The sequence below is a fragment of the Novosphingobium oxfordense genome (assembly GCF_044029435.1).
GTDB lineage: Bacteria > Pseudomonadota > Alphaproteobacteria > Sphingomonadales > Sphingomonadaceae > Novosphingobium.
In genome coordinates this window covers 2,034,442-2,056,666 of record NZ_CP147008.1, presented here as the reverse complement: position 1 = coordinate 2,056,666, position 22,225 = coordinate 2,034,442, and the positions used below count along the sequence as shown (strand labels likewise).

17 protein-coding genes are annotated in these 22,225 nt (G+C 64.4%); 7 read left to right on the top strand and 10 right to left on the bottom strand.

What is annotated here, in order from left to right:
• Positions 1 to 3: 3 nt before the first annotated feature.
• From WBP07_RS31560 to WBP07_RS31540, 5 genes are all read right to left on the bottom strand, one after another.
• Positions 4 to 1,032, bottom strand: coding sequence for a Rieske 2Fe-2S domain-containing protein (locus WBP07_RS31560; protein WP_395397198.1), 1,029 nt, complete (start codon positions 1,030 to 1,032; stop codon positions 4 to 6).
• Between the two features lie 209 nt (positions 1,033 to 1,241).
• Positions 1,242 to 2,669: an MFS transporter gene (locus tag WBP07_RS31555; protein WP_395397197.1), complete on the bottom strand. Its 1,428-nt coding sequence runs from the start codon at positions 2,667 to 2,669 to the stop codon at positions 1,242 to 1,244.
• Entirely contained in the window at positions 2,666 to 4,360 is a 1,695-nt protein-coding gene (locus WBP07_RS31550) for a GMC oxidoreductase (protein WP_395397196.1), read from the bottom strand. The genes WBP07_RS31555 and WBP07_RS31550 overlap by 4 nt, the downstream gene beginning before the upstream one ends.
• A gap of 2 nt (positions 4,361 to 4,362) precedes the next feature.
• Positions 4,363 to 4,995 carry a gluconate 2-dehydrogenase subunit 3 family protein gene (locus WBP07_RS31545; RefSeq protein ID WP_395397195.1) on the bottom strand — a complete coding sequence of 211 codons (633 nt, stop codon included), beginning with the start codon at positions 4,993 to 4,995 and terminating at the stop codon, positions 4,363 to 4,365.
• Entirely contained in the window at positions 4,992 to 5,165 is a 174-nt protein-coding gene (locus WBP07_RS31540) for a hypothetical protein (RefSeq protein WP_395397194.1), read from the bottom strand. Before WBP07_RS31540 ends, WBP07_RS31545 begins: the two co-directional genes overlap by 4 nt.
• Positions 5,166 to 5,320: 155 nt before the next feature.
• On the opposite strand from WBP07_RS31540, the gene WBP07_RS31535 reads away from it, so the two are divergent.
• Positions 5,321 to 6,538 (top strand): MFS transporter, encoded by a 1,218-nt coding sequence (locus tag WBP07_RS31535; RefSeq protein ID WP_395397193.1) that lies wholly within the window; start codon positions 5,321 to 5,323, stop codon positions 6,536 to 6,538.
• Between the two features lie 95 nt (positions 6,539 to 6,633).
• On the opposite strand, the gene WBP07_RS31530 is transcribed toward WBP07_RS31535, so the two are convergent.
• Positions 6,634 to 9,084: a TonB-dependent receptor gene (locus WBP07_RS31530; protein WP_395397192.1), complete on the bottom strand. Its 2,451-nt coding sequence runs from the start codon at positions 9,082 to 9,084 to the stop codon at positions 6,634 to 6,636.
• 496 nt (positions 9,085 to 9,580) lie between these two features.
• Between WBP07_RS31530 and WBP07_RS31525 the strand changes: the two genes are divergently transcribed.
• The 3 genes from WBP07_RS31525 to WBP07_RS31515 all read left to right on the top strand — a co-directional run bounded on the left by WBP07_RS31525 (position 9,581) and on the right by WBP07_RS31515 (position 13,648).
• Positions 9,581 to 11,002: an aldehyde dehydrogenase family protein gene (locus WBP07_RS31525; RefSeq protein ID WP_395397191.1), complete on the top strand. Its 1,422-nt coding sequence runs from the start codon at positions 9,581 to 9,583 to the stop codon at positions 11,000 to 11,002.
• A 383-nt stretch (positions 11,003 to 11,385) separates the two neighbouring features.
• A complete protein-coding gene (locus WBP07_RS31520) occupies positions 11,386 to 12,738 on the top strand; it encodes an MFS transporter (RefSeq protein ID WP_395397190.1) in 1,353 nt (450 codons plus the stop codon).
• 37 nt (positions 12,739 to 12,775) lie between these two features.
• Positions 12,776 to 13,648, top strand: coding sequence for a shikimate dehydrogenase (locus tag WBP07_RS31515; RefSeq protein WP_395397189.1), 873 nt, complete (start codon positions 12,776 to 12,778; stop codon positions 13,646 to 13,648).
• Positions 13,649 to 13,691: 43 nt separating this feature from the next.
• Here WBP07_RS31515 and WBP07_RS31510 read toward each other — a convergent pair whose 3' ends face one another.
• Complete coding sequence (locus tag WBP07_RS31510; RefSeq protein ID WP_395397188.1) at positions 13,692 to 15,569, bottom strand: bifunctional sugar phosphate isomerase/epimerase/4-hydroxyphenylpyruvate dioxygenase family protein; 1,878 nt, start codon at positions 15,567 to 15,569, stop codon at positions 13,692 to 13,694.
• A gap of 110 nt (positions 15,570 to 15,679) precedes the next feature.
• A complete protein-coding gene (locus tag WBP07_RS31505) occupies positions 15,680 to 16,588 on the bottom strand; it encodes a LysR family transcriptional regulator (RefSeq protein ID WP_395397187.1) in 909 nt (302 codons plus the stop codon).
• 136 nt (positions 16,589 to 16,724) lie between these two features.
• Here WBP07_RS31505 and WBP07_RS31500 point away from each other — a divergent pair, with 136 nt between their 5' ends.
• Genes WBP07_RS31500 through WBP07_RS31490 form a run of 3 tightly spaced genes read left to right on the top strand, consistent with a single transcriptional unit; the run spans position 16,725 to position 19,062 of the window.
• The gene (locus WBP07_RS31500; protein WP_395397186.1) at positions 16,725 to 17,516 is read left to right on the top strand and encodes an SDR family NAD(P)-dependent oxidoreductase; all 792 of its coding nucleotides are present in this window, start codon (positions 16,725 to 16,727) and stop codon (positions 17,514 to 17,516) included.
• A gap of 2 nt (positions 17,517 to 17,518) precedes the next feature.
• Entirely contained in the window at positions 17,519 to 18,034 is a 516-nt protein-coding gene (locus WBP07_RS31495) for a nuclear transport factor 2 family protein (protein WP_395397185.1), read from the top strand.
• Entirely contained in the window at positions 18,031 to 19,062 is a 1,032-nt protein-coding gene (locus WBP07_RS31490; protein ID WP_395397184.1) for a zinc-binding dehydrogenase, read from the top strand. The genes WBP07_RS31495 and WBP07_RS31490 overlap by 4 nt, the downstream gene beginning before the upstream one ends.
• An 18-nt stretch (positions 19,063 to 19,080) precedes the next feature.
• Here the strand turns inward: WBP07_RS31490 and WBP07_RS31485 are convergent, their stop codons facing one another.
• The gene (locus WBP07_RS31485) at positions 19,081 to 20,388 is read right to left on the bottom strand and encodes an ATP-binding protein (protein WP_395397183.1); all 1,308 of its coding nucleotides are present in this window, start codon (positions 20,386 to 20,388) and stop codon (positions 19,081 to 19,083) included.
• A 160-nt stretch (positions 20,389 to 20,548) separates the two neighbouring features.
• Entirely contained in the window at positions 20,549 to 22,057 is a 1,509-nt protein-coding gene (locus tag WBP07_RS31480; protein ID WP_395397182.1) for an arylsulfatase, read from the bottom strand.
• Between the last annotated feature and the right edge of the window lie 168 nt (positions 22,058 to 22,225).

Sequence of the window (22,225 nt, the reverse complement as noted above, 5' to 3'; positions counted from 1 at the left end):
GGCTCACAAAATTTCATCATCCCTGTCGCGCCGCATCGCCCCCTCCGTCCGACGCAACTGCATGAGCCGCCGCCGAGCGCGGATCGCACCGGCATCGGTCTCCAGGATCGCCGGACGAGCCTCCCAGAAGTTTTGATTTCCAAGCGCATCCTGAGCCGCCTCGATCATGGGCTCATCTTCCTCGACGAAGACCTGACGAGCCAGAGCTTCAGCTTCCGGGGTCGCCTCGTGATCGTAAAAGTAGTGGCTGCTGGTTGTAGTTTCCGGGGTGATGATATGTGGGTTGATCATCTGCGGCACGACCATGTCCGCCCGGTCGCTTCCGGTTCTGGCAAGCCCGACCGTCAGCGCCATCGCAGCCGGCGCATGCCAGCGCATGTGCAGCCATTGATCCACCCGGTCCCCCTCGCCCAGCATAGGCGCAGCCCACATCGGCGGCGTGACGGCCTCCATGTCCCAATTGTTCCAGATCGCCCCGCTCTCGTCGGCGACGACCGATTGCCGGCCCGAGAAGATCGAGCCGTTTACGCCGAAGCTGGTGACGTGGAGAAACTCCGCATGGGTCAGGTCCATCAGGTTGTCCGTCACCAGTTCATAGTGGCCCTGGATGACGAGGCGGCTGCGCTGCATGCCGTCGCGATCGACGAACGCGAAGTCCGGGATCAGTGCAGGATCGGCCCGATCGGGATCGCCGGGCCAGAACCACAGCCCGCGATGGCAGTGGACAATCGGCATCGTCCGCGCACGAACATGGGCGGGTGGCGGCGCGGGGAATGGATTGTGCACGCAGGCTCCGCTCCGGTCGAAACCGAGACCGTGGTAGGGGCAGTGGATCACATCGTCTTCCAGCCGCCCTTTTCTCAGCGGCACGAAACGATGCGGGCACCGGTCCGCCAGCATCGCATATGTCCCGTCGGACAGACGGGCGATCAGCCACTTCTCGTCGAGCAGCGTGCGAGACAGCATGCCGCTCTCGGGCACTTCATGGTCCCACGCGGCCAGATACCAGAGGTTGCGCACGTAATCGGACATCGTCTTCTCCCATTGGTTTTCGGGAGTGTCGGGACGATGTGCTCACATATCGGGTGTTCACATGCTGCGCCGCCACCCCCGAAAGGGCGTCCCGAAGGACAAAGCGGCCCGCAGCATGAAGGCGCGGCTTTAAAGGCTGCGCCGACTTCCCAAGCGGAGAAACTCCGCTACCAGGCTCGATCCAGCTTTAAATAGAACGCAAATTCCAGTCAAGCATCGTGCTCTGGAAAAAGCGGCGCGGGAAGCTGAAGCGCGAGCACGAAACAGATCAGCATAAGTCCCTCGATCGCCGCTACTGCCGGCAAAATCGCGCCCACTTCTCCAGCGGGTGCGCCTGCAAAGAAGGCCGTGCCCACCACCGCGATGCCAAGCGCCATGCCCAGTTCCTGCACGGTCTTGATCAACCCACTGGCGACACCCGCGTGGCTGCGGTCGACACGCGCCAGGATCACCGGCGTCAGCGGCCCGTTGGTCATGCCCATGCCGGTCCCGGCGAGAGCAAGGCAAGGGAGCGCCCACCAGAACGGCACACCGCTCTCGATCCACAGCAAGGTTCCGCCCGCGAACAGCGCCATCAGCGCGATCCCGCCGACCAGCACCCATTTGCCGTGGCTGGTTACCAGCTTGCGGCCAAGAAAGGCGATGCCGAGCATTACCCCGGCACTGAACGGAATGTGCAGCAGGCCGGTCTGGAGCGGAGAGAAGCCCAGCAGCTTCTGCGCGCCAAAGGCGAAGACGAACAGGAATCCGCCCGTCGCCGCGCCGAAGCAAAGGGCGATGGCAAGACCGAACGAGAATTGCCGCTGATGGAACAATTCGGGCGCGAACAGCGTCGGTTCGCCCGTACGCTGACGCCTCAGCGTACGCCGCCAGACAAGCGCCAGCAGCACCGGCGCGGCAATCAATAGCGCCAGATGCCACGGCTGCCAGCCCAGGTCATGCCCACGCACCAGCGGATAGAGCAGAGCCGCCATCGACGCGGAGAACAGCATGGTGCCGCCCCCATCGATCCCCCGCGCGAGCGGCGACCGCGCGGCGGGAAGCAGTCGCCACGCCACCATCACGGCGGCGACGCCGACCGGCACGTTGATCAGGAACACGCTCCGCCAGCCAAGGTCTAACAGGTTCGCATGGATCAGCACGCCGCCGATGATCGGCCCGCAGATCGCCGAAAGTCCGCCGATCACGCCCACCCACGCCAGCTTGGCCACGCGTTCCAAGGGTTCGAAGAGCACCTGGATCAGGGCCATGACCTGCGGCGCCATCATCGCCCCCGCCGCGCCTTGCAGCACGCGCGCGGCGATCAGCTGGTCCGGTGTGGCGGACATTCCGCAGAGCAACGACGCGAACGTGAACCCGGCCACCCCGCCAATGAACAGGCGGTTGTAGCCGAATGCGTCGCCCAGTCGCCCGCCGAGCATCAGCAGCAGCGCGAAGGCCAGCGAATAGCCCGCCGCCACCCACTGCGCCTGCGCTGCCGCCGCGCCGAAATCCCGCTCGATCACCGGCAGCGCGGTGTTGACGATGGTGACGTCCACGATCTCCAGAACCAGCGCCACCATCAGCGTCAGGTAGGCGAGCGACTTCTGCCGCTCGGTCAATTCCGCCGGAAGCGCCGGCGACGCACGTGCCGTCAAATCACGCCTTCCTTCAACATCGAGACCGCCGTCGCACAGGCTCGTGCCGTCAGCGCCATGTAGGTGAGCGAGGGATTCTGACAGGCCGAGGAACTCATCTGCGCGCCATCGGTGACGAACAGGTTCGGAATGTCATGCGCCTGGCTAAGCCGGTTGAGAACCGAGGTCTTCGGGTCCCAGCCCATGCGGGCGCCGCCCATTTCGTGGATGGAGGTGCCGCCGTGACCGGGCTTGTCGAAGCCCATGATGACGTGGCCGCCCGCATCGGTGAGCATCTTGGTCGCTTCGCGGTGCGCGTCGGCAAGCGCGGCCATTTCCTCCTTGCCATGCTCGAAGGCAATCTCAAGCTGGCGGACGCCGCGCGGGTCGGTGCGGTTGCTCAGCGTCAGACGATTGCTGGCGCGCGGCATCGAATCCGCAAAGACCACCAGCACCATCGTCCAGGGCCCGATCTGGTGCAGCTCTTCCTTGAAGTCCTTGCCGATGCCGCCCATCCGCTTGCCGCGCGTCCAGGTGCCTTGCAGCGCGCCGCCCTGGAATGAATAGCCTCGCGTGAAGCCGTCACCATCCAGCGTGTCGAGATTGCGGAAGCGGGGGATGACGATGCCAGTGGGTCGGTTGCCGAAGCTCGTCCGCCCCTCGAAACCGGGCACTACAGCCATGGCCGCCATCGTATTGGCATGATCCATGATGTGCGTGCCCAGCACGCCACTGGAGTTGGCAAGGCCACGCGGCATCGCCTCATTGGCGGAGTTCAGCATCAGGTGCACCGAGTTGAACGCACCCGCGTTCAGGAACACCACGCGCGCGTAGGCCACTTTGTGCTCGCCGGTCTTGGTGTCGATCCAGCGCACACCGGTGACGCGGCCGGTCTTCGCGTCATAGTCCACCTTGTGCACTTGCGCGTCGGTAACGACCGTCAGCCGCCCGGTCTTCTTCGCGGCCGGCAACGTGGCCGATTGCGTCGAGAAATAGGCGCCGTAGGAGCAGCCCCGCGCGCAGATGCTGCGGTACTGGCAGTGGGCCCGGCCTTGTTCGGGGCGCGCTTCGGTCAGGTTGGCAGTGCGGCCGATGGTCATCACCCGGTCCGGATATTTCGCCCGGATCCGTTCCCGCATCGCGCTTTCCACGCAGTTCAGCTCCATCGGCGGCAGGAAGCGACCGTCGGGAAGCTGGGGCAGCCCCTCCACCGCGCCTGAAACGCCGACGAACTCCTCCACCTTATCATACCACGGGGCAAGATCGGCGTAGCGGATCGGCCAGTCGGTGCCGAAGCCATCGCGCTTGTTGGCGCCGAAATCATAGTCAGACCAGCGATAGCACTGCCGCCCCCAGGTCAGTGAGCGACCGCCGAGCTGGTAGGAGCGAAACCAGTCGAAATCCTTGCCCGGCGCCTTCTGATAAGGCTGATCGGCATCGTTGACGAAGTGCCCCTCGGTGAACTCGTTGAAGTGACGGTTGAGCATCTGCACCGGGTATTCCCGCGCATAAAGCTCGGCATCGCCCTGCCCGCGAAACTCCATTTCCCATGGGGCCTTGAGTTCGGTTTCGTAGCCGGTCTGATGCTCGATATTGCGGCCGCGCTCCACCATCAGGACGGTGAGCCCCGCCTCGGTCAGTTCCTTGGCCGCCCAGCCGCCAGTGATGCCGGAGCCGACGACGATAGCATCGAATTTCGTAGTATTGGTCATGGTCAGCCGAAATCCACCGCGGTCCAGTCGCTGGAAAATGCGCGCATCCCGGGCTTGATGGGGATGTCCCACTCCCACTTGCCGGGGACCAGTTCGTAGCGAAGTTCCTGCGATCCGCCGGCTTCGCTGGTGTAATAGCCCGTCAGGATCAGGCCCTTCAGCGCGGTCCACGGAGAGGGCGGCGCGCCTTGCGCGAAAGCCTCGGCATCGAGGGCAGCCAGCAGGCGCGTGCGCCCGGCAAGGTCGTGCCGATGGAAGTCGCCGCCTGCCGCACGGTCGAGCGTGTGCTCCAGCCAGGGCAGATGTCGCAGCGATCCGTCGCGGCGGCGGAAGGGCTCGATGGCCGCCGTTATCATTTCCGATGCCATCGGCGCGCGCGTTCCGGAAAGCCCATGGGCCAGCGCGAGGACGACGAAATCGCCCACGCCCACATCCATCGCGCCCGGCGTGTCGGTGCGCGGGATCACGAGGTCCGACACATCCGCGATCAGCCTGCGCTGGCGATCGCTCGGCAAATCGGCGGTGTCGAGGTCGGTCAGCTTCACCCCTGCAATAGGGATGCCCAGAGCAAGCGCCAGCAATGCCGCGCCGGCGGTGAATTCGCGGCGGCTCCAGCCGTCCTTCGCACCGCTCATGCGCCAATTGCCATCAAGCGGGCAGCGAGCGCCGGTTCGCCGTCGCGGCAGAAGACAGCCGCCGCCAGCTCAGTCTCGTGATCAATTTCGGCAGCGATTCGGTGCATCGGGCTCATCAGGAACCCCGGGCTTCTGCCCACCATGCCCATCCGCAGGCGCGCTTTCGTCATGCTTCCTCTCGTATAATTTGTAATTATGGTTCTAATTTTAGAGAGGGCGGTCGGTCAAGGCCTTCGATTGCATTGACCGCGATCAAAATCGCCGATAGGAAACGCGAATAGTAATTCTAATATATAGCGCCGGTCAGCGGCGCGGGCGGAGAGGCATGAACCCGGTTTCCCGATTCTTCAGCAAGCTCACCATGAAGCCGCAGGGCATGACGATCGTCATCGCGGCCTTCCTTCCGATCTTTGCGATCGTATCGATGTTCCCGATCGTGGCATCGATGATCGCGCACTTCCAGACGGACCCGGATGCCGCCGCCAAGGTGCCGCTGATGGTCACCGCGCCGGGCCTCACCATCGCCATTCTCGCCCCGTTTGCGGGCTGGTTCGTGGACAAGTTCGGTCGCCGGCGGTTGCTGCTGATCTGCACGTTCTTCTACGGGCTGTTCGGCACCCTGCCCTTCTTCCTGGACGACCTGAACCACATCTTCGCCAGCCGCCTGGCGCTGGGCGTGTGCGAGGCGGGCATCCTTACCATCGTCAACACCCTGATCGGCGACTACTGGGACAACGAAAGCCGCCGCAACTGGTTGTTCCTGCAAGGCGTGGTGGGGCCATTCCTCGCTTCCGGCGTGATCCTGCTTTCCGGTCTCGTCGCATCGATGAAGTGGAACGGCGGCTTCCTCGTCTACCTCGTCGCGTTCCCGATCTATTTCGCGATGCTGGCCTTCCTCTACGAGCCCAAGGGCCGTGCCGCGCATGACGAGGCGCCTGTGGAATCGAGCGGAGAGAAGGCTCCCTTCCCGCTGGGCGCGGCGCTTGGCGTTGCCGCGCTGACGCTGTTTTCGGCCGCGCAGTATTATGTCTTCATCGTCAACGGCAGCATCGCTTTCGGCGAGGTGGGCGTCACCAATCCCGCCGCCGTCGCCAAGATGAGCTTCCTGCCCAGCCTCTTCGTCATTCTGGGCGCTCTTTTGTTCCGCATTCTGTCGGGACGCTCCAACGGCGTGCAATTGGGCGCGTTCCTGGCCATCCTCGGCACCGGTCTTGCGGTGATCGGGCTGGCGCGCAATCCGGGCGAGATGATCGTCGGCCTCGCCATCCAGCAAACCGGCGCAGGCATGGCGGTGCCCTCCCTGATTGCCTGGGCCCAAACCAAGTTCCCCTTCGAGCATCGCGGCCGGGGCATGGGCATCTGGACCGGATCATTCTTCTTCGGCCAGTTCATCTCGCCCGTGCTGGTCCATCAGGCCAGCGGCGCGACCGGATCCATGCAAGGTGCCTTCGTGACGGCGGGCATATGCTCGCTGGTGGTCGCCATCGGCGCGCTGGGCATGGGGATCACGCGTGGCAGGACCCTGGCGACGAACCTCATGTGAAATTGATCAGCCGAAGAGCCGCATAAGCGGCAAAAAAAGAAGCGGGCGTCCAGATGATGGACGCCCGCTTCCTTGCTTGGTCAAGGAAAGACCGATCAGCGGCCGAAGTGGACCTTCAGTCGCATGCCATACATGCGCGGTTCGCCAAGCGAAGCGACGATGAGGCCGGTTCCCGAAACGCCCGGAAGGAAGGTGTAGTACTTTTCCTTGGTGACGTTGGTCGCGAACAGCGAAAGGTCGACCGGCGAGCCGCCGATGGAATTCCAGCTTGCGTTCAGGTTCAGCAGGTTGCTCGAAGGCAGCCAGCTCAGGCTGCGGAACTCAGCCTGCAGCACCGGATCCGGGCTGACGTAGAAGCGGCTGGAATAGTTGCCCAGCGCCTTGTCCGAATGGGTGAAGGTGGCGCCGATCGAGACGGTGCCGATATCCTCATCCAGCGGCAGTTCGTACGTGGCCGTAACCGAGTACTTGTTCTTCGGCGACAGCAGCAGCGGATCGCCCACGCGGGCCTGACCATAGACCACGAAGCCGGTCGTCGGACCGTCCACAGAGAAAGTCTGGATGGAGCGGATCTTGGTATCCAGGTGGGCATAGGAACCCTGGATGGTGAGGCCGTGGAACGGCGAAATCGATCCGTCCACTTCCACACCCCAGATGCGCGAGCTGCCGGCGTTTGCCGGGGCGGTCGTGGGCGACACGCTGGGCGGATTGGTCGCGCCGGTGGGATCGGAGTACTGCAGGAAGTCCAGCTGGATCTGCTGGTTCGAGAAGTCGTTGTAGAACGCCGCCACGTTCAGGGTGCTACGCAGGAACTGGCGGAAGCTGCCCTTCAGACCAACTTCGTAGGTATCGACCTTCTCCGGCTGGACATAGGCCAGGCTGAGCGGAACGGTGGGCGATACCGTGCCCGTGCGATAGCCGCGCGAGTACTTCGCATACATCATCACGTCGCGGATCGGCGTGTAGTCCAGGTCGATCACCCAGGTAGGCGCGCTCGACTTCTGGGTCAGGTTGATGCGGCAATCGGTGGTGGGATTGAACGTGGCGAACGTCACGCTCGCCGCATTGCTGGTGGCGGGATTGCTGCAATAGATGTCGGTGGGGGTGCCATAGCCGATCGCCGGGAAGCCGGTGTAGGTGATCAGTTGGCTGTCGTTGGTCACACGGTCCCAGGTGTAGCGGAAGCCGCCGGTCAGCTTCAGCTGTTCGGTCAGCTTGTAGGTCGCCTGGGCATAGAGGCCAACGTCACGGAACGAGGTCCGCGATGCGGTGTAGTTGACGACACCGGCCGGGATCCCGGGAACCGGCAGCAGCGACAACGGCGAGGTGCAGACCATGGCCACCACATCGGTGCAATTGCCATAGACCGGCGACTGCGAACCGGACAGGCCGAGCGGATCGCTGATTTCAAGGTAACCACCGGCCTGGTAGGTGAGGCGATCACCCATGGCGCGGCCCTGAAGCTGCAATTCTTCGGTAAAGGTCGACTGGCTGCCGGTCGCGCCGCCCGGAAGCGGGTTGACGGTGGCAAAACCGAACGAGCCGTTGGGTAGGCCGATATTGGCGGTATTCAGGTCGGTACCGAACAGCGGCGAAACCAGATTGTCGCGCAATTCGGCATAGCTGGCGATGTTCTTGACGGTCAGCGTGTCGCTGGCCTGCCAGGTCATCGTGTCGATGATCTGCCACTGCTCGATCTTGGACGAGGGATTTTCCATCGTCTGCCAGGCATCGTAGAAGCCGGAGCCCTGGCGGGTCAGCTGGTCGCCCGCGAACGCGCCGAAGCCTTCCGCCGGGTCGGCGGCGATCAGCTTCTGGAACGTGCCGTTCGTGTGCGAGCGGCTGTAGGACACGATCATGTAGTTTTCGAGGTTCGGCGCGAGATCCGCCACCGCGCTGAAGCGCAGCGCGGTGTAATCGACGTCGCCGAAGTCCTTCGGGCCAATGCCGCTGTTGTTATGGATGTATCCGTCGCGGGTCTGGTGGTCGACGCCAAGACGCACGCGCAGCGAGTCCATGACCGGGATGTTCAACACGGCCTGGATACGGCGCAGGTCGTAATTGCCGATCGAACCTTCCACGTACCCTTCCAGATTGCCGGTCGGCCGCTGGGGAACGAGAAGGACGGCGCCGCCCGTGGTGTTGCGGCCTTGCAGGGTGCCCTGCGGGCCCTTCAGGACCTGAACGTTGGCAAGGTCGAAGAAGCTGCCGGGGCCGGCGCCATCGCCGACAGGCACGTTGTTGGAAGCGCCGCGCGGCGCGACGACGTCGGCGAAGTAGACGCCGACCGACGGCGCGGTGCCGGTGTCCTGGACGAAGCCACGCAGAGCGAAGGTGGAGTTTTCGTTGCCGAAATTGGAGTTAGCGGAAAGCGACGGGGTGTAACGCGCAAGATCCTGCGCATTGACCACGTTGCGATCGGCAAGCTGGCTCTGGTTGAAGGCAGTGATGGAGATCGGAACGTCTTGCAGGCGTTCTTCTACGCGACGTGCGGTAACAATAATATCGTTACCCGTCGCTTCATCCGAACCTTGCGATTGCGCCATTGCAGGAGAAGCCGCGAGAGAAATTGCAATGATGCTCGCACTAGACATCATCGGAACATATTTGAATGCACTAAACACGCGGTCCTCTCCGTTTATATATTGATAAATTATAGCCAATTCCGCTCGCACCGCGGCTACCCAGCTTTCTACTGGTGCTCCCTCAAATCTATTCGGTACTTTGTTCGGGCCCCATACGCAGCCTGCCGCCCTTGAGCCATCACAGATCACCGGCAGCAGCTACTGATCGCTGTGATGATGGAAACGGCGGCGATATGATCGTGTGTGACGCGTAAGTGTGTGAGGAAAAGCGGTTTTCCGCTGCACCCGCGCGTGCGCCCATGATGCGGAGCGTAGTCCGGGCGAATCATCGATGCGAAGCCAACGCCTCCGCCGCAAGTTCGATCAATCGCTGATGTCTGCTCACGCCGTATAACGGGCGCCTTCGGCGTCCGCACTCTATCCTGGCCGGGACATGCAGCCCTTGAAGGACCGATCCATGCGCAGATTTGACCAGGCCTACATCGACGGTGCCTTTCGACCCGTTCTCGGCCGCGAGGAGATGGCGATCGTCGACCCGGCGAGCGAGGAGGAAAACGGCCGTCTCGTCCTCGCAAACGCAGAGGATGCCCGGATCGCGGTCGAGGCGGCGAGCCGGGCCTTTGCCGGTTGGTCGACGTCTTCACGCGGCGAGCGGATCGATCTGCTGAACGCGCTTGCCGATGCCGTGGAAGCACGATCGGACGCGCTCACCGAGGCGACGATCGCGGAGTATGGCGGCCCGGTTGAGCAAGCCCGTTGGCGCGCTGGCCTCGCCGCGACCAACTTCCGGGTGGCGGCGCGCCTGCTTGCGGACTTTCCCTTCTCGCGCCGGATCAACGATACCGAGGTGGTCGGCCAGGCCGCCGGCGTTGCCTTGCATATCGTGCCATGGAACAGCGTATACAACGCCATCAGCGTGAAGATGGCGGGCGCGCTGGCCGCCGGCTGCCCGGTCGTGGTCAAGGCCAGCGAGTTCAGCCCTTGGCAGACCGAACTGCTCAGCGAATGCCTTCACGCGGCGGGCGCGCCGGCGGGCGTCATCAACGTGGTGACGGGGCTGGGAAGCGTCGCCGGAGAGGCGCTGACCGCCCATCCCGATGTGCGCAAGATCTCGTTCACCGGCTCCACTCCCGTCGGAAAGGCCATCCTGCGCGGAAGTGTCGATCGCCTTCAGCGCGTGACGCTGGAACTGGGCGGCAAGGCACCGACCATCGTGCTCGATGACGCGGATCTCGCACAGGCGGCCGCGCAGGCGCTGGCCATCGGATTTGCCAACAATGGCCAGGCCTGCATCGCCGGCACCCGCATCCTGGTGCAGCGCGGACAAGTCGAGGCGTTCTCTGAGGCCATCCGCAAGGCCGCCTCAGGCATCGTGCAGGGCGACGCGCGCGATCCACGCACGACGCTGGGCCCGCTGGTGAATCGGCGCCAGTACGAGCGCGTGCTCGGCTATCTGCGCAAGGGGCTGGAGGAAGGCGCGCGCCCGATCATCGGCGGCGAAGGACGCCCCGAAGGGCTTGAGCGCGGCTATTTCGTAAGACCCACGGTCTTTGCCAATGTCACCAACGACATGACCATCGCCCAGGAAGAAATCTTCGGGCCGGTGCTTTGCGTGATCGCCTACGAGGATGATGCCGATGCGATCCGGATCGCCAACGACACGCCCTACGGCCTTCACGCCTACATTCTGGGCAAGGACATCCGGCGGGCGCGGGACATGGCAGCCCGCATCGATGCGGGACGCGTGGCGATCAACGGCCTCTCTCATGAGCCGCTGGCGCCTTTCGGCGGCTTCAAGCAATCGGGCATCGGCCGCGAATATGGACTGTCCGGCATCGAGGATCATCTGGAGTTCAAGGCGATAGGAGGAGGCTTCTAGCTCCAGCGCGAATTGGATTGCGGAACCGCGCTATTTCAGGCTTCATCTGCCAAGGGCCTGCGAATGACGATGCCCTCTTTCGGGTGCCTCGCCATCCGCAGAACCTGCCGATCACGGATTGAGCACGGATGGAACAGCGACCGCATCGTGGAATTGGAACAACACCGGACGATACCGGATTGACAGGAGACTGCGCCGGCAAATTGCATAACATAAGGGCATGACCGACCTCGTTACGCCCTCTGGCAAAGCCGCCGGCCTTGCAACACCCTTCCAGTGTCCGTGATGCGCAGAATGGCAGCGGATAGCGAAACCGGCATCGGATCGCTGGACAGAACAGGCAGCGCGACCAAGCACTGCAGAGCGTGGGAAGAGGCAAGACCATGGCCACATATTCCGCAGCCGGATCGGTTTCCGTGCGACCTTACGTGACCGTCAGCGGCAAGCCCGCAGCGTCCGGCGCGGATGGCTGGAGCATGCGCCAGATCCTGGTGGTGGCGATCTGCTTCGTCCTCAACATGCTGGACGGCATGGATGTGCTCATCCTCTCCTACATTGCACCGGCGCTTTCGGCGGACTGGAAGGTCAGCCCGGAAAGCCTGGGCGTCGTATTTAGTTCAAGCCTTGCCGGCATGGCCGCGGGCGGACTGCTGATCGCGCCGATGGCCGACCGGTTCGGCCGCCGCAAGCTGATCATCGCCTCGCTGGTGATGATGGCGACGGCCATGTTCGGATCCGCCCTTGCCACCAGCATCGCCGAACTGGTCGCTTCGCGCTTCCTCGTCGGCATCGGCATCGGCACGGTGCTGGCCACGATGGCTGCGCTGACGGCCGAATATGCGCCCGCCAAGCACCGTACTTTCGCGGTCGGCTTCCTTCAGGCCGGCTATCCTGTCGGCGCGACGATCACGGGCTTCATCGTTGCCCACCAGATTGACGCGCATGGGTGGCAGGCGATGCTGCTGGGTGCAGCGATCCTCTGCACGATCTCGCTGCCGCTGGTCTGGGTGATGCTGCCTGAATCCGTCGATTTCCTGATCTCGCGCCAACCGCGCAACGCGCTGCCCCGCGTCAACAAGCTGCTGGTCTCGATCGGCCGTGAACCGTTATCCGCCCTGCCCGAACGCCGCGCTGCCGAGCGCGGCGAAGTGGGCCTGCGCGGCGTGCTGGGTGAAGGTCGCCGTGCCGGCACCATCCTGCTGTGGATGGCGACGATCTTCGGTTTCATGACGCTCTATTTCGTCATCAGCTGGATCCCGAAGCTTGCGGTCGAGGCCGGTCTGCCCGCAACGCAGGCGATCTATGCCGGTGCGGTATACAACATCGGCGCCTTCGTCGGCATCACTTCGCTGGGCCTGATCGCCACCCACGTCGACCTGCGCCGCCTGATCCTAGTCTACATGATCTTCGCCGCTGCCGCGCTGGTCGTGTTCGGGGCGGTTGCGATGCCGATCGCGGCGACGCTGCTTGCCGCCTTCTTCATCGGCGCCTTCATCCAGGGCGGCTTCAACGGCTGCTATCCGCTCGCCACCAGCTTCTACCCGCCCGCCGTGCGCAGCACCGGCCTGGGCTGGGCGATGGGCGTCGGCCGCATCGGCGCGGTGATCGGGCCGATGCTGGGCGGCGTGCTGCTGGCCCACAAGGTGCCGCTGCCGGTGATCTTTGCGATCTTCGCGGTTCCGGCAGTGCTGGCGGGCCTGTGCGTCACCTTTATCCGGCTTCCCTCCAAGGGCTGAACGCCCTCCCCCCTCTTCTTCAGGACCGACATCGATCATGCCCCAGTCAGCCGCCGCCATAGGCCCCACCCACGCGTCCGTCCTCTGCGGGCTCGTCGGATCGGGTATCGGCGGATCGCGCAGCCCCGAAATGCACGAGCGCGAGGCCCGTGCGCTGGGGCTGCCGCTGGTCTACCGCATTCTCGATAGCGAGGTCGTGGGCTTCACGGCCGCCGATCTCGGGCAGTTCCTGGCAACGCTGCCGAAGCTCGGCTTCGACGGCGTCAATGTCACCCATCCCTTCAAGCAAGCCGTGGTGCCGCTGCTGGATGAGCTTTCCGAAGCCGCCGATCGGCTCGGCGCGGTAAACACGGTTCTGTTCCGCGAAGGCCGCACCATCGGCGACAATACCGACTGGTCGGGATACCGCGCGCATTTCCTAGCCGGGCTGGGCGTGCTGCCGCGCGCAAAAGTGGCGATGATCGGCGCGGGCGGTGCAGCCTCTGCCGTTGGATATGCGCATCTCGACCTCGGCGCGAAGCGCCTTGCCATCTTCGATCCGGCCAATGAACGGGCCGAAGCGCTGGCAAAGCGGCTGGGCGCGCTGTTCCCAGAGGCGGAAGTCGTGGCCAGCGCATCCGCCGCCGAAGCGCTTGCCGATGTCGATGGTGTGGTTCAGGCGTCCCCTGTGGGCATGCTCAGCCATCCGGGCCTTCCGTTCGACCCGGTCCTGCTCTCTGCGCGCATGTGGGTTTCGGACGTGATCTATTTCCCGCTGGAAACCGAACTGCTGCAGACCGCGAAAGCGATGGGCTGCGCGACGCTGAACGGTGGCGGGATGGCAGTGATGCAAGCCGCACACGCCTTCGCGCTGTTCACCGGCCGGGAGCCGGACAGCGCGCGCATGCTGTCGGATTTCGCCGCAAACTGACACTTAAAAGGCCCGGCCAAAAGCCGGGCCTTTTCGTAGCGCCCTATTCCGTCACTTCTTCCGGTTCGCGAAAGCGGTTCTGCGCCGCCAGCCTGACACCGGCATTCGGCGCGCCATAGCCAGCATAGGTTCCGCCACGCTCGACGAATTCGAAGAAGAACAGCTTGTCGAACGCGCGGCTGTAAAGCTGGCGATAGGCATTGCCCGCACCATCTTCGTCGTAGAGCACGCCGCCGCGCTCCATCCGCAAGCAAGCCTCGTCGTCGAACCCGAAGCGGGCGATGAGATCGTCGTAGTAGTTCGCTGGGATATCCAGCATCGCCGCACCGCGCCCACGAATGATCCCGGCAGTGGCCATGATGTCCTCGCACGTCAGCGCGACATGCTGGAACCCGCCGCCAAGGCCCTGGGCGAGGAAACGTGAAGAAAGCGTCTCACGCGCGTCCGACGCATTGAGCGTAAGACGGAAGCCGCCCTCCGGCGATTGCAGGGCCTGACTGTGGACGAGGCCGGAAGGATCGATCACGTCATTGGCATCGCGGCCTTCCAGCCCGAACAGCGCACGCCAATAGAGCTGCCAAGACAAGAACTCGTCATTGTGAACCACCGCCGCGAGATGATCGATGTCGCGCACGCCGGCATCATCCTCCGGCTCGGCCACCGATCGCGCCTCGAACTCGCGGGCCCAGAGCGCTTCGGCGCCATCGTCCTCCACCAGATAGACCAGGCTGCCGCCCACCCCGCGCAGCGCCGGCATCGCCATGCGGCCGGGGCGACCCTCCGGACTGTAGGCGCGAATGCCCAGCGCGGCGGCGCGACGCATCACGGCCGCGGCGTCCTTCACGCGCACGCCGATCGCGCAGATCGATGTGCCATGGACGATGCGATAGGACTTGGCGAAGCCCTTCATCTCGGCATTGATGACGAGGTTGACGTTGCCCTGCCGCCAGCGCGTCACTTTCTTGGTGCGATGGCGGCCCACTTGCGCGAAGCCGAGCGAGGCGAACGTCTCACCAAGGCGTTCGACATCCTCGCCCGTGGCGGTAAACTCCACGAACTCGGCACAGAGGGGCGCCTGCGGTGCGGGCATGGCGGTTTCCGTGCCCAGCAGACGCTGCGCGGCATCGCGCACGTATTCGAGAGAGCGATGCCCGTCCTGCGCCACCAGTCGCGACGAGGTGGAGCGGAAACGGTCGTTGAATATCTCCAGCGAGAGCGGCCCGTCGTAGCCCGTGCGCAGGATTTCCGCGACATAGCCGGGCAAGTCCAGCCCCCCCTGCCCCGGCAGATTGCGGAAGTGGCGGCTCCAGTAGAGCAAGTCCATGTCCAGCAGCGGCGCGTCGGCCAGTTGGACGTAGACGATCTTGTCGCCCGCGATTTCGCGGATGCTCTCGCTGGGAATCCGGCGCGACAGCGAGTGGAAGCTATCGAGGATGATGCCGATGGCGGGGTGGTCCACTTCCTTCACGATCGACCAGACATCGCGGTGATCGTTGACATGGCGGCCCCAGGCCAGCGCCTCATACCCGACAAGGATGCCGCGCTTGGCGGCGCGTTCGCCCAGTTCGCGGAAGTCGTCGACGATCTGCTGCCGATCACCCAGCGAATGGGGAGAGCAGTTCGAGCAGACGAGGATGCGGTCGGTGTCTAGTTCGGCCATCAGGTCGAACTTGCGTTCGGCGCGGTCCATGGCGCGCTGGCGCATGTCGCCCGGCATCCCTTCGAAATCGCGAAACGGCTGATAGAGCGAGCAGCGGATGCCGAGATCGCCCATCAGGGCGCGTACTTCGGCGGGGCGCAAGGCGGAGCCGATCAGGTCGTTCTCGAAAATCTCGACACTCTCGAAACCGGCAGTGGCAGCGGCTTTGAGCTTTTCTTCCAGCGTGCCGCGCAGGGAAACGGTGGCGATGGCGTTCGACATGACGGCCTCCTGTAATGGTTCCGTTCCGATATCGGTTTCGTGCCGCCAAGTTTGAAGCGACAGCGACGCACTCAATCATGCCTTCTTGTTATGGTTATCTCATTCAAAGATCACGATGGGCATGCCCGTGAAAACTGCGCCTGCGCAATTGCGATCACGGCTTCCTGCAACCGGTCGAAATCGCCTTTGCGGGCCCGCCGATGCCTCCGGAAAGCGAGGTAGAGACCCACCGTCATCGCCGGCTCCGCCAATTCGCATCCGGCAAAGCGCCCCTCCCCGATCCCCTCGGCACAATAACTGCGCGGCAGGATCGCATATCCGGCGCCTTGCGCAACCAGATCGCGGGCCAGTCGAGCCGCATCCACGTGCATGCGCACATTGAGCGTCAGTCCATGCGCGCGCGCCGCATCGTCGATTGCGCCACCGATGCCGAGGTGATGGGAAGGCACGATCAGCGGCAGGCGCGCCGCATCCTCGAACCGGAGTGGGCCATTTAAGCCGGCATCGGGCGGGCCGATCAACCAGAGCGGGTCCTCATGCAGCAGCCGTTCCTCTATCCGGCCATCGCGCGCGGCATCTTCCAGCAGGGCAAGATCGATCACGCCGCGGTTCAGCCAATCGACCAGACTTCCGGTCGGCCCTTCCACCATCCGCACGGCGATATCGGGCACGCGGCTCTCCAGATCGAGCGCCAGCGGCAAGGCCAGCACGTCCGCCAGGCCCGGCGGCAATCCAATCACCACAGTCGAACGCGCGCCCTCTCCCGGCCTGCGGATCGCGTCGAGCGCCAGCTCCAACTCGCGCAGCGGCGCCGCGACGGAGGCGCGCAACTGCTCCCCGTCCTCCGTCAGCACCATCCCGCGCGCGGAACGGACGAACAGCTTTACGCCCAGATCCTCCTCCAGCAGTCGCATTTGCCGCGTGAGCGCCGACTGGGCGATCCGCAACATGCTTGAGGATCGGGTGAGCGATCCATCCTCCGCGATCCGCAGGAAGTAACGCAGGCGTCTTATTTCCATGCGCTCTGGGTATCTCAATCCGAGATACCAGTCTGCCGTATTTTGAAATGGCGGCATGGCTCCGCATCGATATCCTCACAGCGAATGGAAACGCGCCGGCCCCCGAGAGCCGGGAGCACGGGAAGAGGAATTGGAAATGCGGGAACGCTACGGCCCGTGGGCCCTTGTCGCCGGTGCTTCGGAAGGGACCGGCGCAGCCTTTGCGCGCCAGTTGGCCGCCGAAGGCTTCGATCTGATCCTGATCGCACGTCGTGAGGGGCCGTTGGAAGAACTGGCCGGGGAGCTGACGCACGATCATGGCGTTGCCTGCGTCACAGGATCGATCGACCTTGCCCTTCCCGATGCCGCCGATCGCATGGCCGAACTGGCGGGCGGGCGCGAAGTGGGGCTGCTGATCCTCAATGCCGGGGCAGACAGCGTCGGCGCGCGGTTCCTCGACGGCGGGCTGGAGAACTGGGAAGCGCTGGTCACGCGCAATGTCATGACAGTGATGCGGGCTTGCCATCGCTTTGCCCAACCGATGCGCGAACGCGGGCGCGGTGGGATCATGCTGGTGGGTTCGGGCGCCTGCTATGGCGGGCTACCGGGCATCGCCGCCTATTCCGGCAGCAAGGCGTTCGACCTTGTGTTCGGGGAGGCGCTCTGGGTCGAATTGAAGCCGTACGGGGTGGATGTGCTGAACCTCATCCTGGGCCGCACGGATACGCCCGCGCACCGCGAACTGATGGAGCGCATGGGCCGCCCGTTCCCCACCGACTGCGCTGCGCCGGAGGATGTCGCCGCAATGGGGCTTGCCCGCATGGCGCAAGGCCCGGTCTGCAATTGGGGACTGGCCGACGAAGACGTTGGTTACGCAGGCACTTCGGCGGCCATGCGGCGCGCCCGCATCGTACAGATCGCCGCCGCCATGGCCGGGCAGGAGGCGTGACGATGGACAGCGAGGCACTCCTGCGCGAACTGGCGGATAAGGACGCTATCCGCGATCTCATCCACCGCTACTGCCGCGCGGTGGACAGGCTGGATGTGCCGCTAGGCCATTCGATCTGGCACGAGGACGGCCATGCCGATTACGGCGCGGACTATTATCAAGGCCTCGGCAAGGGCGTGATCGACAAGATCTGCGCCGATCACACCCGCATGCTCAGCCATTCGCATCAGGTCGCCAATGTGCTGATCACGGTGGATGGAGATCGGGCCGGAAGCGAAGCCTATGTCAGCGGGACGATGCGCGCGCAGCGGGGCGACGAGGTGCTGCATATCGGGGTCTGGGGCCGCTATTGCGACCGGTGGGAGCGGCGCGAGGCGCGCTGGGGCCTGATCCATCGCACCGTCGTGTTCGATCACGAGGAAATGCGGGTCGTCACGCCGATGGAACACAGCAGCAGGGGCATGCGCGACCGATCGGACCCGTCCTACGCCGCGCTCGATCTGGAGGCAGGACGATGAGGGCGGCCTATATCGAAAACGGTCAGGTCCGCGTCGGCGACGTCGCGGAGCCGGTTCCGGCCAAGGGGCAAACGCTGGTGCGCACGCATAGCTGCGGCATGTGCGCGTCCGAAGCGCACTTCCTGCATGCCGGGCAGAACGTGATCGACCTTTCGCGCCGGTTCGGGGGGCCTTATGCCGGTCTGGACTTCGCGCGGCCTTTCGTGCCGGGTCATGAATATGTGGGCGAAGTGCTCGATTACGGCCCCGGCAGCGATCGGCGTATCAAGACCGGCCGGCGCGTTACTTCGGTGCCGATCATGCGGACAGGCGGCAGCCATTCGGTGATCGGCTTCAGCCACGAATGCCCCGGCGGCTTCGGCGAACTGATGCTGCTGGACGAGACCATGCTGCTGGAAGTGAGCGACGGCCTGGACGACGATCGCGCTGCCATGATCGAGCCGTTGGCCGTGGGTCTGGAACACGCGCGCAGGGGCCGGCCGGAGAAAGGCGATGTGCCGCTGGTATTGGGCTGCGGTGCCATCGGCCTTGGCGTGATCGCCGGACTGAAGCTGGCGGAAATCGGGCCGATCGTCGCTGCCGATTTCCATGCCGGGCGGCGCGAGATCGCGCTGGCCATGGGTGCGGACATCGCCGTCGATCCCCGCGAGACCAGCCCCTATGGCCCGCTTCCCGGCCTTGGCGGGCGCCGCGTCAATCTCGTCTACGAGAATGTCGGCCAGAAAGGGATGCTGGCGCGGATCATTGCGGAGGCCCCGTTCGACGGGCGTATCGTCATGGGCGGCTACTGCATGGAGGAAGAGGCACTGTTCGTCTTCGCCGCGCAGAACAAGCGATTGAACGTCCAGTTCGCTGGCGGGGAAGAACCGCAGGACATGGACCTTGCCATGCGCGCCATCGCCGATGGCAGCATCGACGTTTCCCTTTGGCTGGGCGACCGGATCGGCGTGGACGGCGTCGCCGATGCGATAGCTGCGATGTCCGGGCCATCGGCGCCGGTGCGAACGGTGGTCGATCCCAGACGGTAATGGCCGGGCGGCTCAGATCTAATCCCGAGCCGCCTCCGGCACGCCGATCCGAGCAATGAAGCCGCCCTGCGGCCGTGCCTCGAACGAAAGCGTCCCCCCGAAGCGCATCATCAGCCGGTGCGCGGTGGGAATGCCCAGCCCGAAGCCCGGCACGTCGCGGCTGCGCGCCTCATCCACGCGGAAGAACGGTGTCAGCACATCGGCGAAGTGGCGGGGCGGAATGCCGCTGCCGGGATCCTCGACCGCGATCACCCAGCCCGGCGGCTCATGGCTCAGGCTGATCTCGGCCGAACCGCCGAACCGCACCGCATTCTCGACCAGCGCGCCAAGCGCCAGCCGCACCGGTTCGGGATAGGTGACGGTTTCGGCATGCGCCGGACCGGAGACCCGAACCTGATCGCCATGCTGCGCGGCGACGGCATCGACCAGCGCGCGCAGGTCCAGCCCGGCAGGCTCGGCGGTGATGTGCTGGGCGCGAAGATAGCCCTGCAGCGAACCGATGAGCCCTTCCATCTCATCGATGCTACCCCCCATGATTTCCGCCAGTTCGCGATCCTCTATCAGGTCCACGACAACCCGCTGGCGCGACAGCGGCGTGCGCAAGTCATGGCTGATCGCCTCGAACGAGCGGGCCTGATCCTCCACTAGACGGGCGATCCGTTCCTGCATCACGTTCATGGCATGGGCCAGATCGCGCAAATCCGCCGATCCCTGCTCGTCGATCTCCACCCGCTGGCCATGGCCGATGGCATCCGCCGCCCGGGCGAGGCGCCGCAAGGGGCGCGTCAGGAAACCCAGCACCAGCAGGCCCACCGCCAGACAGGCGAGCCCGGTCAGCAAAGTCAGCACCATGGCCCGGGTTGCAACCGGCCACATCGATCCGATGTCGCTGGAGCGGAAATTCAGCCACGATCCATCGGCAAGCTGCATGGAGCCCACCAGGTCGCGCCGTCCGGAAGCGCCCGGGGAATAGGCCAGATGCAGATCGCGCCCGGCCAGTGCCGGCTCCCAGCGGACCACCTGCTGCGCGATCAGGCTCAGCGGGTCGGACTTCGCCGTACCGACCACTTGCGGCCGCGCGGCAACTTGCGCGTCCAGATGCCGGGTGGACATCACCTCCACCACCCGGAGCGGATCGATGGCATGGATCCGTTCGCTAACCACCAGCAATTCGGCAATCCGCCGTGCGTGGTCCTCACGCAAGGTCTGGCGGTCGATCGCCTGATAGAACAGCAGACTGCCGCCCAGTTGCACCAGGCCGATCAGCAACAGCAGGATCGCGGCCTGCACCGGAAGGCGCGAGGAGCGGAAACGGGACAAGGACACCTCTCTCGACGGTCACCGCATTTTCCTGCGCATCTCACGGCTGCGGCGCCTTCTGCAAGGCCCTCTCATCGCCAAGGGCTTGCGTCAATCGCGCAAGCCCTGCCGGCAATGTTTTGACACGTCCCGGGTGGGCCGGGCTGTCGGCGTCGGCCGTTCGGCTTCAACTCTTCGGCATCAGGCTTTCCACCACCTGATCGATGCTGAAGCTGGCCGATTTGGCACGCGGAGGAAACTCCTTGAAGCTCTCCAACCACTGCGCCAGCATCGGCGGGGCGGCGTAAAGCAGGTAGTTCTGCTCCAGGAACCAGTCATTGTACTTGATGCTGACTTCCGCGCGTTCGAACGGATCTGCGCGCAAGTCGAAGAACTTCGGAATGCGCATGGCCGACAGCGGCTCGCGCCACACGGCGATGCCTTCATTGCGCTGTTCGGCGAAGACGATCTTGAAGCGACCGACGCGGGCGGCCATGCACTCTCCATCGTCGCTCCAGTAGATGAAGCCCTCGCGCGGGGACTTTTCGGCCTTGCCGGATAGGAATGGCAGGAGATCGAAACCATCGAGATGGACCTTGTAGGTCTTCTCGCCCATCTCGAAGCCCTTCTTCACCTTGTCGACCAGACCCGGCTCCTCGTTCGCGGCGGCGAAAGTGGGGATGAAGTCCTGCAAGGATCCGATGTCGTTGATGACGCGCCCCGCCTCGATCACGCCGGGCCAGCGCATTACGCAAGGGATACGCCAGCCGCCTTCCCAGTTGGTGTCCTTCTCGCCCCGGAACGGCGTGGCGCCGCCGTCCGGCCAGGTCATGACTTCCGCTCCGTTGTCGGTGGTGAACACGACGATGGTGTTATCAGCCACGCCAAGCTGGTCGAGCTTGTCGAGCAGTTGCCCTACATAGCCGTCCAGTTCCACCATGCCGTCGGGATAGATGCCAAGGCCCGTCTTGCCTTTCGATTCCGGCTTCAGGTGCGTGAAGACATGCATGCGCGTCGGGTTGAAATAGCAGAACCACGGGGTGCCCTCGGCATGCTTGCGGTCGATGAAGTCGAGCGCGGCTTCCAGGAATTCCTCGTCCACCGTCTCCATCCGCTCCTTGGGAAGCGGGCCGGTGTTCTCGATCGTCTGCTTGCCCACCTTGCCGAACTGCTCGTCGACCGTGGTATCGTCCACGTCGGTCGCCTTGCACTTCAGCACGCCGCGCGGGCCGTATTTCTTCCGGAAGGCCGGGTCCTTGGGATAGTTGTCGTAATAGGGCTCTTCCTCGGCATTCAGGTGGTAAAGGTTGCCGAAGAACTCGTCGAAACCGTGGACGGTGGGCAGGTGTTCGTTGCGATCGCCCAGATGGTTCTTGCCGAACTGGCCGGTGGCATAGCCGAAATGCTTCATGAACTGGCCGACCGAAGGATCCTCTGCAGACAAGCCAAGCGCAGCGCCGGGCATGCCCACTTTGGTAAGGCCGGTGCGGATGGGCGACTGGCCGGTGATGAAGGCCGCGCGGCCGGCCGTGCAGCTTTGCTGGCCGTAGAAATCGGTGAAGCGGGCGCCTTCCTTGGCAATGCGATCGATGTTGGGCGTCCAATATCCCATCACGCCGCCATGATAGCAGCTAGGATTGAACCAGCCGATGTCGTCGGCCATGATGAACAGGATATTGGGCTTGTCGCCGGCCATGATCCACTCCTCTGGGACGCTGGAATGCGCGGAGCGAAGTCTCGCTTCCCGAGGAAGCGCCCTCAATCGGGGTTGTCCCTGAAGGTCGCCCGGGTTTATCCGCGACGTTCCCGGCAGGGCCGGCCCGCATTCCGCAGGAGGCAAGCCACGGCACCCTACCCGCGTTGA

Coding starts and splice junctions, on each gene's coding strand:
- WBP07_RS31560 (WP_395397198.1), bottom strand. CDS start 1,032: ATGTCCGATTACGTGCGCAACCTCTGGTATCTGGCCGCGTGGGACCAT.
- WBP07_RS31550 (WP_395397196.1), bottom strand. CDS start 4,360: ATGACCAATACTACGAAATTCGATGCTATCGTCGTCGGCTCCGGCATC.
- WBP07_RS31545 (WP_395397195.1), bottom strand. CDS start 4,995: ATGAGCGGTGCGAAGGACGGCTGGAGCCGCCGCGAATTCACCGCCGGC.
- WBP07_RS31540 (WP_395397194.1), bottom strand. CDS start 5,165: ATGACGAAAGCGCGCCTGCGGATGGGCATGGTGGGCAGAAGCCCGGGG.
- WBP07_RS31535 (WP_395397193.1), top strand. CDS start 5,321: ATGAACCCGGTTTCCCGATTCTTCAGCAAGCTCACCATGAAGCCGCAG.
- WBP07_RS31530 (WP_395397192.1), bottom strand. CDS start 9,084: ATGGCGCAATCGCAAGGTTCGGATGAAGCGACGGGTAACGATATTATT.
- WBP07_RS31525 (WP_395397191.1), top strand. CDS start 9,581: ATGCGCAGATTTGACCAGGCCTACATCGACGGTGCCTTTCGACCCGTT.
- WBP07_RS31520 (WP_395397190.1), top strand. CDS start 11,386: ATGGCCACATATTCCGCAGCCGGATCGGTTTCCGTGCGACCTTACGTG.
- WBP07_RS31515 (WP_395397189.1), top strand. CDS start 12,776: ATGCCCCAGTCAGCCGCCGCCATAGGCCCCACCCACGCGTCCGTCCTC.
- WBP07_RS31510 (WP_395397188.1), bottom strand. CDS start 15,569: ATGTCGAACGCCATCGCCACCGTTTCCCTGCGCGGCACGCTGGAAGAA.
- WBP07_RS31505 (WP_395397187.1), bottom strand. CDS start 16,588: ATGGAAATAAGACGCCTGCGTTACTTCCTGCGGATCGCGGAGGATGGA.
- WBP07_RS31500 (WP_395397186.1), top strand. CDS start 16,725: ATGCGGGAACGCTACGGCCCGTGGGCCCTTGTCGCCGGTGCTTCGGAA.
- WBP07_RS31495 (WP_395397185.1), top strand. CDS start 17,519: ATGGACAGCGAGGCACTCCTGCGCGAACTGGCGGATAAGGACGCTATC.
- WBP07_RS31490 (WP_395397184.1), top strand. CDS start 18,031: ATGAGGGCGGCCTATATCGAAAACGGTCAGGTCCGCGTCGGCGACGTC.
- WBP07_RS31480 (WP_395397182.1), bottom strand. CDS start 22,057: ATGGCCGGCGACAAGCCCAATATCCTGTTCATCATGGCCGACGACATC.